Source organism: Aeromonas sp. LsrichE-8G, assembly GCF_022869435.1.
Taxonomy (GTDB): Bacteria; Pseudomonadota; Gammaproteobacteria; order Enterobacterales; family Aeromonadaceae; genus Aeromonas; species Aeromonas caviae.
Genome location: NZ_JALIHH010000004.1, coordinates 15,337 through 29,551, shown reverse-complemented (window position 1 = coordinate 29,551; position 14,215 = coordinate 15,337). Strand labels below are relative to the sequence as shown.

At 63.1% G+C, this 14,215-nt stretch carries 16 protein-coding genes; 5 read left to right on the top strand and 11 right to left on the bottom strand.

Features of this window, described 5'->3' with window-relative positions; all coding sequences use genetic code 11:
- Positions 1–16 precede the first annotated feature (16 nt).
- From rnc to rpoE, 7 genes are all read right to left on the bottom strand, one after another.
- Entirely contained in the window at positions 17–688 is a 672-nt protein-coding gene (rnc, locus tag MUW49_RS00850) for a ribonuclease III (protein WP_010675639.1), read from the bottom strand.
- Entirely contained in the window at positions 689–1,612 is a 924-nt protein-coding gene (gene lepB / locus MUW49_RS00845) for a signal peptidase I (protein WP_010675640.1), read from the bottom strand.
- A gap of 3 nt (positions 1,613–1,615) precedes the next feature.
- The gene (gene lepA / locus MUW49_RS00840; RefSeq protein WP_010675641.1) at positions 1,616–3,409 is read right to left on the bottom strand and encodes a translation elongation factor 4; all 1,794 of its coding nucleotides are present in this window, start codon (positions 3,407–3,409) and stop codon (positions 1,616–1,618) included.
- Between the two features lie 159 nt (positions 3,410–3,568).
- The gene (locus tag MUW49_RS00835) at positions 3,569–4,030 is read right to left on the bottom strand and encodes a SoxR reducing system RseC family protein (RefSeq protein WP_039040538.1); all 462 of its coding nucleotides are present in this window, start codon (positions 4,028–4,030) and stop codon (positions 3,569–3,571) included.
- A gap of 90 nt (positions 4,031–4,120) precedes the next feature.
- On the bottom strand, positions 4,121–5,101 hold the full coding sequence (locus MUW49_RS00830; protein ID WP_010675643.1) for a MucB/RseB C-terminal domain-containing protein: 981 nt from the start codon (positions 5,099–5,101) through the stop codon (positions 4,121–4,123).
- A 21-nt stretch (positions 5,102–5,122) separates the two neighbouring features.
- Positions 5,123–5,710 carry an RseA family anti-sigma factor gene (locus MUW49_RS00825; RefSeq protein WP_041211670.1) on the bottom strand — a complete coding sequence of 196 codons (588 nt, stop codon included), beginning with the start codon at positions 5,708–5,710 and terminating at the stop codon, positions 5,123–5,125.
- Between the two features lie 22 nt (positions 5,711–5,732).
- The gene (rpoE, locus tag MUW49_RS00820; protein ID WP_010675645.1) at positions 5,733–6,314 is read right to left on the bottom strand and encodes an RNA polymerase sigma factor RpoE; all 582 of its coding nucleotides are present in this window, start codon (positions 6,312–6,314) and stop codon (positions 5,733–5,735) included.
- Between the two features lie 181 nt (positions 6,315–6,495).
- On the opposite strand from rpoE, the gene nadB reads away from it, so the two are divergent.
- The gene (gene nadB / locus MUW49_RS00815; RefSeq protein WP_048208412.1) at positions 6,496–8,103 is read left to right on the top strand and encodes an L-aspartate oxidase; all 1,608 of its coding nucleotides are present in this window, start codon (positions 6,496–6,498) and stop codon (positions 8,101–8,103) included.
- A gap of 120 nt (positions 8,104–8,223) precedes the next feature.
- On the opposite strand, the gene MUW49_RS00810 is transcribed toward nadB, so the two are convergent.
- Positions 8,224–8,595 (bottom strand): protein YgfX, encoded by a 372-nt coding sequence (locus MUW49_RS00810; RefSeq protein WP_043154867.1) that lies wholly within the window; start codon positions 8,593–8,595, stop codon positions 8,224–8,226.
- 58 nt (positions 8,596–8,653) lie between these two features.
- Entirely contained in the window at positions 8,654–8,923 is a 270-nt protein-coding gene (locus MUW49_RS00805) for a succinate dehydrogenase assembly factor 2 (protein ID WP_041213909.1), read from the bottom strand.
- A 113-nt stretch (positions 8,924–9,036) separates the two neighbouring features.
- Between MUW49_RS00805 and ygfZ the strand changes: the two genes are divergently transcribed.
- The gene (gene ygfZ, locus MUW49_RS00800; RefSeq protein ID WP_052815669.1) at positions 9,037–9,948 is read left to right on the top strand and encodes a tRNA-modifying protein YgfZ; all 912 of its coding nucleotides are present in this window, start codon (positions 9,037–9,039) and stop codon (positions 9,946–9,948) included.
- 7 nt (positions 9,949–9,955) lie between these two features.
- Here ygfZ and MUW49_RS00795 read toward each other — a convergent pair whose 3' ends face one another.
- Positions 9,956–10,837, bottom strand: coding sequence for a LysR family transcriptional regulator (locus MUW49_RS00795; RefSeq protein ID WP_010675650.1), 882 nt, complete (start codon positions 10,835–10,837; stop codon positions 9,956–9,958).
- Positions 10,838–10,969: 132 nt separating this feature from the next.
- On the opposite strand from MUW49_RS00795, the gene MUW49_RS00790 reads away from it, so the two are divergent.
- On the top strand, positions 10,970–11,407 hold the full coding sequence (locus MUW49_RS00790) for a PACE efflux transporter (RefSeq protein WP_244812320.1): 438 nt from the start codon (positions 10,970–10,972) through the stop codon (positions 11,405–11,407).
- A gap of 70 nt (positions 11,408–11,477) precedes the next feature.
- Here MUW49_RS00790 and MUW49_RS00785 read toward each other — a convergent pair whose 3' ends face one another.
- Positions 11,478–11,819 (bottom strand): hypothetical protein, encoded by a 342-nt coding sequence (locus MUW49_RS00785; protein ID WP_010675652.1) that lies wholly within the window; start codon positions 11,817–11,819, stop codon positions 11,478–11,480.
- A 183-nt stretch (positions 11,820–12,002) separates the two neighbouring features.
- Between MUW49_RS00785 and cutA the strand changes: the two genes are divergently transcribed.
- Together cutA and MUW49_RS00775 are read left to right on the top strand one after the other, a co-directional pair.
- Complete coding sequence (gene cutA / locus MUW49_RS00780) at positions 12,003–12,320, top strand: divalent-cation tolerance protein CutA (RefSeq protein ID WP_104452274.1); 318 nt, start codon at positions 12,003–12,005, stop codon at positions 12,318–12,320.
- A complete protein-coding gene (locus MUW49_RS00775) occupies positions 12,317–14,095 on the top strand; it encodes a protein-disulfide reductase DsbD (RefSeq protein WP_244812319.1) in 1,779 nt (592 codons plus the stop codon). Before cutA ends, MUW49_RS00775 begins: the two co-directional genes overlap by 4 nt.
- Positions 14,096–14,215: the final 120 nt, after the last annotated feature.

Here is a 14,215-nt window from a genome sequence, read left to right as displayed (position 1 = left end):
GGATCCGTCATGGTGCTCATGACAGCCGTTCCAGTGCTTGCTGCGCCGCGGCCTGTTCGGCCTTGCGGCGGCTGGAGCCGATCCCGACCAGGGGGCCATCCAGCCCATCCACTTCGCACTGGACGGTGAACTCCTGGTTGTGGGCCTCGCCCTTGACGTTGGTCACCGTGTAGGTCGGCAGGGATTTGCGGCTGCCCTGCAGGATCTCTTGCAGACGGGTCTTGGGATCCTTCTGTTCGATCCCGGGCTTGATCTCGCCAAGGCGGCTGGCATACCAGCCAAGCAGGAGGCTGCGCACCCGCTCCAGATCCGTGTCCAGATAGATGGCGCCAATCACCGCCTCGACGGTGTCGGCCAGGATGGACTCGCGGCGAAAACCGCCGCTTTTCAGCTCCCCCGGCCCCAGGATCAGGTGATCCCCGAGGTCGAATTCCCGGCCCAGCTCGGCCAGCGTCTTCTCGCGCACCAGGGTGGCGCGCATCCGGCTGAGATCCCCTTCCGCCGCCTGCGGGAAGCGGTGGAAGAGATCATCGGCAATCACCAGACTCAGGATGGAGTCCCCCAGAAATTCCAGGCGCTCGTTGTGACGGGACCCTGCGCTGCGATGGGTCAGTGCCCGGGTCAGCAGCTCAGGATCCTGAAAGACATGCCCGAGACGGGACTGCAGTCTGTTCATCTTGATATTCATTTACTTGATTCCGCCAATGCGGTTGAAGCGCACACCGGTCGGCACCCAGCTCGGCAAGCTGGACCCTTCCTCGCGCTCGAATTCGAAACTGATCCAGATGGCGACCGCCTTGCCCACTAGGTTCTGCTCGGGCACGAAGCCCCAGAAACGACTGTCGGTGCTGTTGTCGCGGTTGTCACCCATCACGAAATAGTGGCCTTCCGGCACCACCCACTCGTCGGGGTAGGTGCCGGGCTGGCGATAGTAGCGGTCCACCAGGTCCGGCATCAGCGGGTTGCGCAAGGTCTCGTGGGAGACATCGCCCAGCTGTTCGGTGTAGCGATCCAGCGGGATCCCCATCTGGCTGAACTCGCCGCGCTGCTCGAACTTGACGTCCAGCTTCTGGAAGCCGGGGCACGTTTTCCCTTCCTGCTCATCGCACTTGGGCCGGATCATCAGCTCCTTGTTGCGATAGATGACCCGATCGCCGGGCATGCCGACCACCCGTTTGATGTAGTCCACCCGGGTATCCAGCGGATACTTGAAGACCACCACATCACCGCGCTTCGGCTCGCCGGTCTCGAGGAACTTGGTGTTGGTCACCGGGTCCTTGAGGCCGTAGGCAAACTTCTCCACCAGGATGAAGTCGCCCACCAGCAGGGTCGGCATCATGGAGCCGGACGGGATCTGGAACGGCTCGAAGATGAAGGAGCGCAGGATCAGCACCAGCGCGATCACCGGGAAAACCCCGCCGGTCTGTTCGATCCAGACCGGCATGGGGGCCACCTTGGCCAGTGTCTTCTCGTCCACATCCGGACCGGCATTGGCACGGGCGGCGGCAATCTTGGCCGCCCGCTGCTTGGCCCAGACCAGCTTGTCGAGCGTCCAGATGATGCCGGTCAGCAGGGTGACGACGACGAGGATCAGGGAAAAGGTGCTTGCCATCGATTAATCCTTTCCGACGTGGAGAATGGCGAGGAAGGCCTCTTGCGGCACGTCCACACGGCCCAGGGACTTCATCCGCTTCTTGCCTTCTTTCTGCTTGTTCAGCAGCTTCTTCTTCCGGCTCACGTCACCACCGTAGCACTTGGCGGTAACGTCTTTACGCAATGCCTTGACAGTGCTGCGGGCGATGATCTGGTTGCCGATGGCGGCCTGAATGGCGATGTCGAACATCTGGCGCGGGATCAGCTCGCGCATCTTCTCCACCACCTGACGACCGCGATACTGGGCGTTCTCCTTGTGGGTGATGATGGCCAGGGCGTCGACCCGCTCGCCGTTGATCATGATGTCCAGACGGACCATGTCGGAGGTTTCGAAACGCTTGAAGCCGTAGTCCAGGGAGGCGTAGCCGCGACTGGTGGACTTCAGACGGTCGAAGAAGTCGAGCACCACTTCCGCCATCGGGATCTCGTAGGTCAGCGCCACCTGCTTGCCGTGGTAGACCATGTTGGTCTGTACGCCGCGCTTCTCGATGCAGAGAGTGATGACGTTGCCCATGTACTCCTGCGGCAGCAGAATGTGGCACTCGGCGATGGGCTCGCGCATCTCCTTGATGTTGTTGATGGCGGGCATCTGGGCCGGGCTGTCGATGTGGATGGTGGAGCCATCGTTCAGCTCGATCTCGTAGACCACGGTCGGCGCTGTGGTGATGAGATCCAGATCGTATTCACGCTCCAGACGCTCCTGGATGATCTCCATGTGCAGCATCCCGAGGAAGCCGCAGCGGAAGCCGAAGCCCAGCGCCGTGGAGCTCTCCGGTTCGTAGAACAGGGAGGCATCGTTGAGGGAGAGCTTCTCCAGCGCATCGCGGAAGGACTCGTAGTCATCGCTGGAGATGGGGAACAGGCCCGCATAGACCTGGGGCTTCACCTTCTTGAAGCCGGCCAGCGCCTTCTCGGCACCGTGCTTGGCCAGGGTCAGGGTATCCCCCACCGGCGCACCGTGGATATCCTTGATGCCGCAGACGACCCAACCTACCTCGCCACAACCCAGGCCGTCGGTGTCCACCTGCTTCGGCGTGAAGATACCGATGCGATCCACACCCCACACCTGACCGGTGCTCATCACCTTGATCTTGTCGTTCTTTTTCAGGGAACCGTTCTTGATCCGCACGAGCGACACGACCCCGAGATAGGAGTCGAACCAGGAGTCGATGATCAGCGCCTGCAGCGGCGCCTCCGGATCCCCTTCCGGGGACGGGATCTTGGCGACGATCTCTTCCAGCACCAGATCGACACCGAGGCCGGTCTTGGCGGAGCAGCGCACCGCGTCCACCGCGTCGATGCCGACGATGTCCTCGATCTCCTCGGCAACCCGCTCGGGCTCTGCGGCCGGCAGGTCGATCTTGTTCAGCACCGGCACCACTTCCAGATCCATTTCCATGGCGGTATAGCAGTTGGCCAGAGTCTGTGCCTCAACCCCCTGACCGGCATCCACCACCAGCAGTGCCCCTTCACAGGCAGCCAGGGAGCGAGAAACCTCGTAGGAGAAATCCACGTGGCCCGGGGTGTCGATAAAGTTCAGCTGATAGGTGTTACCGTCTTGTGCCTGGTAGTTCAGGGTCACACTCTGTGCCTTGATGGTAATGCCGCGCTCGCGCTCCAGATCCATGGAGTCCAGCACCTGGGCCTGCATCTCGCGATCGGACAGGCCGCCGCAAGTCTGGATCAGACGGTCCGACAGGGTCGACTTACCGTGGTCGATGTGCGCAATAATCGAAAAGTTACGAATGTGTTTCATCGAGCAAGAATCACTCAAAATTAAGTTAGGGTCGGATATGAGGGCAGGATTTTACTGGATAACCCGGTCGACGGCCAATCTTTAGTCGGCGGGCCCCACAAATAGCGCCTTGTCTGGCGGGCGTTGGGCACCTGGATGCCCTCCGCCAGACCCGGCCCCTCAAGAGAGATGACGGGTATTGAGCACCACCCCGAGCATGCGGGGACCGTATTCCCCCTGTTCGAGCCGGTCAGAAAAGTAACGAACCAGTAAAAATCCGATGGCGCCGCCCAGCAGACAGCAGAGGATGGTCACCCCCTCTCCCGCCGACAAGAGCGGCACCAGCCAGAGCTGGCCGAGCAGGGCGCCCAGCAGCAGACAGAAGAGCGGCAGCACGTACACCAGAGCCGCACCGCGCAGGATGCTGGCCTGAGGGATGCCCAGGCGGATCTGCTGGCCCACCGCCACATCACCGGTGAGGGCGACCCGCAGCCGCTGCGCCTTCATGGGAAAGGCCTTGGCGACGGTGCCGGTCCCGCAGCTGGATTGTTGGTGGCAACCGCTGCAGGCGGATCGCCGCTCGCACTCCACCCAGGCGTGATTGCCGTCGATGGCCACTACTGTGGCCAGCTCTTCACTCATGTTACTCACCTGATGACTCCTCACAGGGGACGGTGGATGCTCCGGATCTCAGCACGGAGGCACCCTCAGGGCAAGTCTCACGGCAAAGACTCACTGCACCGCCTCGTTGCGAGCCAGGGGCTGCACTGCCTCGGCGATGCGCTTGGCAGTTTCGGCGGGCACCTCGCCCACCACGGTGATCTCCACCCCGACCTCGTTGACGAAGCTCACTAGCGAGGTGGCCCCCTGGCGAATCAACTGCTGGCGCACCGCCTGCTTGGGATCGACCCGGGAGACGTAGACGGAGAGATCCACCAGCCCGTCGGAGAGCATCATGTAATCCACCGGCAGACTGGTGCTGACCAGCTGATGCCGATCCTGAGAGAGCACCTTGAAGCCATCGGGCAACCAGGTCAGGTGCCAGTTGAGAGTCTGCTGGGGAGCGGGATAGGCATCTTCCAGCGCCAGCGCATCCGGCAGCTTGCTGCGTGCCAGGGTGACCAGCCAGGGGGCCGGCGCAGATTGCCTGTCCAGATCCACCCCCAGCACCTGCTCCACCAGATTGCCCTCTCGATCCACCATGTCCACCCGCAGCAGCAGATGGCTCTGTTCGTCAATCCAGAGCACGAAGCCGTACTTGTCCGCCTCCTTGGGCACCAGCCGTACCACTTGTGCCACCAGGCCGGCCACCCGGCTGCGGCCCGCCAGCACGGGGTCATAACTCTCCATCACCCGGGGCAGCGGCATCCTCACCAGGCTCGACCACACCCCGGGGAAACGCGCCCCCTTGAGGGTGTAGGGTTCATGGGTGTTTTCGAAGAAGGTGTATTCGTTCTGGCGTTGCAGGAACTCCACGGCCTTGCCGTCGAGATAGCTCAGGTGAGCCACCTCCTTGCCATCGATGATCCCGTGGCTGAAACGGATAGGCTCGAGGCGCCCCTGGCGGGCCTTGACCATGGACAATTCGAAGTTTTGTTGCGAAACGGCACTCTGCATCTGCTGCAACAAGGCCTCGGCCGACAGATCGTCGGCCGAGGCCTTGGCACAAATCAACAGGAGAGAGGCCAGCAGGATACGGCTGGACTGGCGCACGATCTGATCCCTAAAAATGCGTTATTCCTGAATCTGCTTGTCTTGCAGCAGACGCTGTTGCAGTTGATGGTCGCGCAGGAAGGCATTGATGCGCTCGCGCTGCTCCTGCATCTGCTGCTCGCTCAGACCTTGCTGACGCACACCGGTCCGGCTGCCATCCTGGGGATAGTGCACGCTCACCGGCGCAGCACTGCCACCCACGGGTATGGTATTGAGCACCGGGCTGGTCGGCACACCATCCTTGCCCTGGTACTGCTGCACGCCGAAGATGACGGCGGCAGCCACGGAGGCGGCAATGGCATACTGCCCCACTTGCTGGCCAAAGCGGCGAACGAATGGGATCACCTTGCCGGCGGGCTGCACCTGGGGCGCAGCAGGCTGAGCCGGCTTGGGCGCCAGTATGGCGGGTTCATCCTCCAGCGCCAGCATGATGCTGTCGCTGAGATCCAGTTGCAGATTGACCGGCAGGTCACCCCGCATGGCATCACCGATCAGATGGTAACGCGACCAGGTATCCTGCAGAGCGGGATCCGTTCCCAGCTCGTTCAGTACCTCGATTTCGCTGAGGTCGCCATCCATCAGGGCTGAAAGTTGCTCTTTATTTGCCATAAGTTTGCCTGTCTTTCCCCAGTTAATGCTCGATCAGAGGTTGCAGCTTTTTATCGATTGCTTCCCTCGCCCGGAAGATGCGGGATCTCACCGTACCCACCGGACAATCCATGATCTCCGCAATCTCCTCGTAGCTCAGCCCTTCCATTTCACGAAGGGTGATCGCCGTTCTCAAATCTTCTGGCAAGGCTTCTATGGCGGTAAACACAGTACGCTTGATCTCGTCGGTCAGCGCCAGGTTTTCCGGGGTGGCCACCTCTTGCAGGGCTTCACCACCACCATAATATTCAGCCTCGTCCGCTTCGACATCACTGCTGGGCGGTCTGCGCCCCTGTGACGTCAGGTAGTTTTTGGCCGTGTTGACGGCGATCCGGTACAACCAGGTGTAAAACGCGCTCTCGCCACGGAATGTCGGCAACGCACGGTAGGCCTTGATGAATGCCTCCTGCGCCACATCCGGTACATCGCCCGGATTGTTGACATACCTGGCCACCAAGTTGACCACCTTGTGCTGGTACTTGCGTACCAACAGGTTGAATGCATTTTTATCGCCACGCTGGACCCGTTCAACCAGCTGTTCGTCCAGTAGATTCTGGTCGCTCATCAGAGCCGTAAAACCCCCATCAGGTTATCGTTTTTCTTTTCCGGCCCCTTCTAAGCGCACAAGTTCAGACAGGAGGAATCAGGGAAAGTTCGCTTGCATTGAAAAAAATGTGATGCGGGCTGCATCACAACCCCCCTTGGGCTACCATGGGGCCAGTTCTTAATCCAGGCCAATGATACTTATGAAAGCAAGTGTTGAATACCTTTGCGACGTACTCATCATTGGCAGCGGTGCCGCCGGTCTGTCCCTCGCGTTGCGATTGGCAGACCAGGCCAAAGTCCTGGTTCTGAGCAAGGGGCCCATCAGTGAGGGGGCCACTCTCTATGCGCAAGGAGGCATCGCTGCCGTGTTCGACGAGACCGACAGCATCGAATCCCACGTGAGCGACACGCTCAACGCCGGCGCCGGGTTGTGCGACCCGGCGGTGGTGGAGTTCACCGCCCGCAACGCCCGCGACTCCATCCAGTGGCTCATTCAGCAGGGGGTCCCCTTCGATCAGGAAGAGGATGCCGAGGGGGAATCCCACTATCACCTGACCCGGGAAGGGGGCCACAGCCATCGCCGCATCTTCCACGCGGCCGATGCCACCGGCAAGGCGGTGCAGCTCACCCTGATCGACCAGGTGCGCGCCCACCCCAACATCCAGCTGATGGAGCGCTTCAACGCGGTCGATCTCATCACCACCCGCAAGTTGGGTCTGCCGGGCAACAAGGTACTGGGAGCCTATGTCTGGAATCGCAACGCCGAGCAGGTCGAGGTGATCCGCGCCCGCTTCGTGGCGCTGGCCACCGGCGGGGCCTCCAAGGTGTACCAATACACCTCCAACCCGGATGTGAGCTCTGGCGACGGCATCGCCATGGCATGGCGGGCCGGCTGCCGGGTGGCGAATCTGGAGTTCAACCAGTTCCACCCCACCAGCCTGTTCCACCCGGACGACCCCAACTTCCTGCTGACCGAGGCGCTGCGCGGCGAGGGGGCCTACCTGCGCCGTCCCGACGGCAGCCGCTTCATGCCGGAGTTTGACGAGCGGGCCGAGCTGGCCCCGCGGGACATCGTCGCCCGCGCCATCGACCACGAGATGAAGCGCCTCGGGGCGGATTGCATGTATCTGGACATCAGCCACAAGCCGGCGGATTTCATCATCAAGCACTTCCCGACCATTTATGAGCGCTGCCTCGCGGTCGGTATCGACATCACCAAGGAGGCGATGCCCATCGTCCCGGCGGCCCACTACACCTGTGGCGGCGTGATGATCGACAACAACGGCCAGACCGACATCCCCGGCCTCTATGCCATCGGCGAGGTGACCTATACCGGGTTGCACGGCGCCAATCGCATGGCCTCCAACTCCCTGCTCGAATGCGTGGTCTATGCCCACCAGGCGGGAGCCGACATCCTGGCCAAGCTGCCCACCAGCGTGGCGCCCCCCAGCCTGCCGGCCTGGGACGAGAGCCAGGTGGATGACTCGGACGAGCAGGTGGTGATCCAGCACAACTGGCACGAACTGCGACTGATGATGTGGGACTACGTGGGCATAGTGCGCACCAACAAGCGCCTGGCCCGGGCCAAGCGTCGCATCGATCTGCTCAAGCAGGAGGTGCAGGAGTACTACGCCAACTTCCGGGTCTCCAACAACCTGCTGGAGCTGCGCAACCTGTTGCAGGTGGCCGAGCTTATCGTCAACTGCGCCCTGGAGCGCAAGGAGTCTCGCGGTCTGCACTACAACCTGGATTATCCGGACATGCAGCCGGACTCCAAGCCGACCGTGCTGACCCCGGATCGGGAATGACGCCGGATCTGGAATAAGGCCGTTGCGTTCGATTCGGGCGTATGCCCTCCCCCAGATGACCCCGCCCAGGCGGGGTCATCTGCTATGAGCGGCAGATGTAGCAGGTAGAGAGAGACGCCCCTAGCGAACAGCGAGGTGGATGGCGCGGGCCAGGGCGCGGTAGTGTGCAGGGGCCAGGGCATCGGAGAAGAGCCAGAGCTGCCCCTCGGAGCCCTCCACCGTCTTCAGCCGCAACCAGAGCACCCCGGGCAGGATGCGGCTGCGGGGATCCAGCCGATGGCGCGCCCCTTGCCACTCGAGCCACTCCCCATCCCAGACGAGCACGCCGCTCGCCGCCGGATGGCGGCGCAACGCGCGCCACAGACTCAGCCCCCAGACAGGGAGGAACAGCCCCCATTGCCAGCCCTGGATCAGGCTGGCGACGGGCAAGAGCAGCAACAGAAACAGGATGCACAGCAGCAGACGCTGCTGGCGGGAGGCGATCACGGGCATCACTACCCGCTGGGAAGACGCGAGGCTGGCCATGAGGGGTGGCGGTCGCGAGTCGGGCTCAGCGCAGGCTGTCGTGGCGGGCCTGGTTGCGCTCGAGGATCAGGGGGATCATGGCGGCAAAATCGGGATCCTCGGGCACGCCGTGACCCATGCACCAGCGGAACAGCTCGGGATCCTCGCACTCCAGCAGGCGGATGAAGGTGCGCTGTTCGGCCTCGCCGAGGCCATCGAACTCGTGCTCAAAAAAGGGCATAAAGATCACATCCAGCTCGAGCATGCCGCGACGGCAGGCCCACTTCAGGCGGGACTTCTCACTTGGGTTCAACATGGAACTCTCCTTACAAAGACCGGGGAATGGTAGCAGCAGGATTTTCCGGCTGACAAACATTCCTTACGTCTTTACCATGCAGGTCACATACTTTCTGTCTCTGGAATCCCATCGTGAGCCTGCCGACCCCTCTTCTTCCTGCCGAGCCGACCCTGTTTTCCCTGACCAACCTGGCCATCACCCGCCTCGGCGGCCCGGATCGCGCCAAGTATCTGCAAGGTCAGGTCACCTGCGACGTCAACGCCCTGCAACCGGGCCAGAGCACCCTCGGCGGCCACTGCGATCCCAAGGGCAAGCTGTGGAGCGATTTTCGCCTGCTCTGCCTGGAAGACAGCCTGCTGATGCTGACCAAGCCCTCGGTGCTGGCCCGCCAGCTGCCGGAACTCAAGAAGTTTGCGATCTTTGCCAAGGTCGAGATCGGCGAGTTTCAGGGCAGCCTGACCGGACTGGCCGGTCAGGGGACGGACGACTGGATGGCACAGCACTTCGCGCTGACCGGCACCGGCCTGGTGGAGGGCGGCATGGCAGTCAGGGTGGAGGCGGACCGCTGGCTGCTGGCGAGCACATCTTCGCTGGCCCTGAACCTGCCGGTGGGCGACGAAGGACTCTGGTGGGGGCTGGAAATCAAAGCCGGTCTCCCCCATCTGGAAGCGGTCCATCAGGGGGAATACATCCCCCAGATGCTGAACCTGCAAGCCCTTGATGGCATCAGCTTCAACAAGGGCTGCTACATGGGGCAGGAGACGGTGGCGCGCGCCAAGTATCGCGGCGCCAACAACCGCGCCCTCTTCGTGCTGAGCGGCACTGCCGCAACGCAGGTAGCCAGCGGTGACACCCTGGAGATCCAGCTCGGTGACAACTGGCGCCGCAGCGGTCTGGTGCTCAACGCCTGGCAGCAGCAGGGTCAGGTGTGGCTCACCGCCGTGCTGCCCAAGGATACCGAGGCCGACGCCCGCTTCCGCCTCAAGCTGGAAGAGGGCTCCAGCCTCGGTCTGCAACCCCTGCCCTATGCGTTGATCGACTGAATTCCCCCTAGCGAGGCACCCGCGCCAGCAGTGCCTCCTGCAACCAGCGCCCCGCCTGCCCGAGCGGGCGGGCGCGATACCACTGCAACTCCAGCGCCAGTTCCGCCTCGGCGATGAAGTCCGGCTTGAGCACCACCAGCTCCCCCCGCGCCAGGGGCCGGTGCAGCAGAAACTCGGGCACCGCCGCCCATCCCAGCCCCAGTTTCACCAGCTCCAGGATCCCGAGATCCCCCTCCACCCACCACACTTGCGCCGAGAGGCGGAAGCGATGGCGCTCCGTCCCCTCCCGCCGTCCGGTCACCATCAACTGGCGAGCCCCTTGCAAGTCGCTCTCCTTCAACGGCGTCTTGTGGGCCAGGGGGTGATCCGGAGAGACCACCAGGGGCATGGTGACCGTCCCCAGGGAGCGGGAGACCAGCTCCCGCTCGGGGTGCGCCTTCTGATAGCTGATGCCAAGCTGGGCACGACCGCTCTTGAGCAGCTCGGTCACGTCCTCCATCAGCGGGAACAGCAGCTCCAGCTCCACCGCCGGGTAACGGCTGGCGAACTCCTCCAGCAGGGAACCAAGCCAGGGCAGGTGGGAGTCATCGTCGATGGCCAGGGTGAGGCGCGACTCGACGCCGTTGGCCAGTTCTCCTGCGATGGCCTGCAGTCGCTCGCTCTGGGCCAGCAGCACCCCCGCCTCCTGACAGATGCGGGCACCCGCCTCGGTCAGCACGGGATAGCGGCCGCTGCGATCGAACAGCGCAAGGCCGAGATCGATCTCCAGGTTGGCGATGGCGGCACTCACCACCGACTGGGCCTTGCCCAGCCTGCGCGCCGCCGCCGAGAACGACCCGGTCTCGGCCGTCGCCAGCAATGCCTTGAAGTGTTCCAGTGAAGGGGTCATGAGCCTGCTCCGCCGTGCTGCCGTGCTGTTGTGTCGTCACATCTATCTATTTTAGCGATAGATACCAACGTGAATCTATCCGGTTTTGGCGATACATTGCCGCCATTCCCTGACCAAAGAGAGAGACAGACCATGCGTACGACCCGTGACCGCCTGCGCCACGCCATCGGCTTCGAATTGATTGGCCTGCTGATCGCCGCCCCGCTGGCCAGCTGGGTGACCGGCGTCGGGCTCAACCACATGGGCCCCCTGGCCCTGTTCTTCTCGGTGGTCGCCACCGTCTGGAACTATGTCTACAACATCGGGGTGGACAAGCTGCTGCTGCACTATCAGGGCCACACCCACAAGGCGCTGTGGCAGCGTGTGCTGCACACCCTGGGGTTCGAGGGGGGCCTGCTGATCGTGGCCCTGCCGGTGATGGCCTGGTGGCTCGACATCGGTCTGCTGGAGGCGCTGGTGCTGGATATGGGCTTCGTGCTCTTCTACCTGGTCTATGCCTTCGTCTACAACTGGAGTTACGACAAGGTGTTCCCCATTCCCATGGGACAGGTGCAGAAGGTGCTGGGATAAGCGATTCGAGGGGTAAGGGCGAGGCACCATCATGCGATGGCATGATGGTGCTGAAGAGGGCCTCGCGGGGTCAGGCCTGGGCCTTGACCTCTTCCGGCGGGGTGTCGTCCTGCCTGGTTTCCTGGCGCATCATGGCTTCGAGGTCGCTCTGGTACTGGTTCAGCATGCGCTGGGCCGCCACCATGTCCCCCTTGTGCAGGCGCTCGAACAGATGATGCTGCACCACGCCGTTGAGGTACTCCACCGTGATGGGTTGCTCCAACGCCGACAACAGCTCCTCTTTTTCCAGCTCCGCATTGATCTCGTCGACACTGGTACGCAGCAGACCGGCCAGTTGCACCAGCATGCGGCGCTCCCCTTCACGCAACAGGCTCAACATGCGGTTTCTCTGCTGCTCATTCTGTTGGGTCATACATTTCCTTACGTAGAATTGGAACAAGCCCGCTCATTCTGCCCTGTCCTTTTCACAGCGTCCATCTCGGGCGCATGACTTATTCCGGGTGCGGGGGGCCGGGTGCTATTTGCCCCCCGGCCCGGTATAGTAACGGCTGATCCAGGGGGCCCGTGCGCCCCGTTGCCGAGACCGTCCATCCCTATGACCGATGCCATTCTGGTGCTCTGCACCTGCCCCGACGAGACCAGTGCAGACCGCCTCTGCGAGCAACTGCTCGACCAGCGCCTCGCCGCCTGCATCAACCAGCTGCCCGGGGTCACCTCCGTCTATCGCTGGCAGGGCAAGACGGAGCGAACCCGGGAGATCCAGCTCGTCATCAAGAGTCGGGCCACTCTGTTCGAGCCCCTGCGCCAGTGCATTCTCGCCCACCATCCCTACGAGGTACCGGAGATCCTGGCGCTCCCGGCAAGCCAGGGCCACCCTGCCTATCTCGACTGGTTGACACAGGAGACTTCATGACCGCCTCTCGCCCCCTCTCCTTCCTGCTGATGCTGCTGGGCCTGCTCTGCGTCCTGACGACGGCCCCCGCCCGGGCCAGCAGCCAGGATCTGCTCGGCAGCCTCGGCATCGAGACCCAGCCCAGATTCCTCAAAGTGGATCAGGCCTTCGCCCTCGAGAGCGAACAACAGGGTGATCGGCTGCTGCTCCGGATACGCATCGCCGACGGCTACTACCTCTATCGCCACAGCATCCGTGTGAAGGGAGAGAACCTCGCCTTTGACGAGCCCGTCCTGCCCCCCGGTACCGAGCACGAGGATGACTTCTTCGGCAAGAGCCGGGTCTATTACCAGGAGGTGCAGATCCCCGTGGCGCTGACCCGGGTCGGGGACGCGGCCAGCCTCACCCTGAGTTACCAGGGCTGCACCGAGGGACTCTGCTACCCACCTACCGACAAGCGGATCGCCGTCGAGCCCCTCACCGCCCCCGCCCAGGTGGAAGCGGCGGCCAGCCTTCAGGACACAGACGTGCCGGGCAGCCAGCAGGACAGGCTGGCGGCCGCCCTCGGCAGCCAGGGGTTCTGGATCAGCGTCGCCGCCTTCTTCGCCCTGGGTCTCGGCCTCGCCTTCACCCCCTGCGTCTTCCCCATGTATCCCATCCTGACCGGGATCATCGCCGGGGCCGGGCATCGCCTCTCCACCCGTCGCGCCTTCCTGCTCTCCTTCGTCTATGTGCAGGGGATGGCGGTCACCTATACCCTGCTCGGACTCGTCGTCGCCTCGGCGGGCCTGCAATTCCAGGCGGCCCTTCAGCACCCCTATGTGCTCATCGGCCTCTCGGTGATGTTCGTGCTGCTCGCCCTCTCCATGTTCGGGCTCTACACCCTGCAACTGCCGAGCAGCCTGCAAACCCGTCTCTCGGGCTTCTCCAACCGCCAGCAGGGCGGATCCGTGGCCGGCGTCGCCATCATGGGCATGATCTCGGGACTGGTCTGCTCCCCCTGCACCACGGCGCCGCTCTCGGGGGCGCTTATCTACGTGGCCCAGAGTGGCGATCTCTGGCTCGGCGGTGCGGCCCTCTATGCCCTCTCCCTGGGCATGGGGCTGCCGCTGCTCTTGCTCGGCACCTCTGGCGGCAAGCTGCTGCCCAGGGCCGGCGCCTGGATGGATGTGATCAAGCAACTCTTTGGCTTTGCGCTGCTGGCGGTACCCATCCTGCTGCTCTCAAGGCTCCTGAGCGACCAGATGTCCACCCTGCTCTGGCTCGGCTGGGGACTGGTGCTGTGCGGTTATCTCTATCACCACAACCAGCATCGCGCCCATTCGGTGGGCAAGAGCCTCGGCGGCTTCGTCCTGCTGCTGGGGATGATGGGCCTTGTGGTGGTGGGCAAGGATCTGCTGCTGCCACCCGAGGGGGCCAATGCCGCCGCCCAGACCCAAGCCCCCCGATTCATCCGCATCAAGACCCTGGACGATCTCAAGGTGCAGCTCGCAGCCGCCCGCGGCAAGCCGGTGCTGCTGGATCTCTACGCCGACTGGTGCGTGGCCTGCAAGGAGTTCGAGCACAAGACCTTCAGCGACCCCGATGTGCAGGCGCGCTTCAGCGAGATGGTGCTGCTGCAGGCGGACGTCACCGCCAACGACGACGCCGACGTGGATCTGCTCAACGGCCTCAACGTGCTGGGATTGCCGACCCTCATCTTCTTCGATCGCGATGGCAACGAGATGAACGGCCAGCGGGTGACCGGCTTCATGGGGCCTGCCAAATTTCTCGGCCAGCTGGACAAGCTGCGCTGATACCGGGTGGCCCGTGCAACCGTGTGGGCCCCCTGTTTGACCGCCATTTTTCCGGCAATCCCTTGTATATGACCGACGCCGTGGCAGAATTTGCCCTTTCCCGTCTCGTTCGTCCGGAGT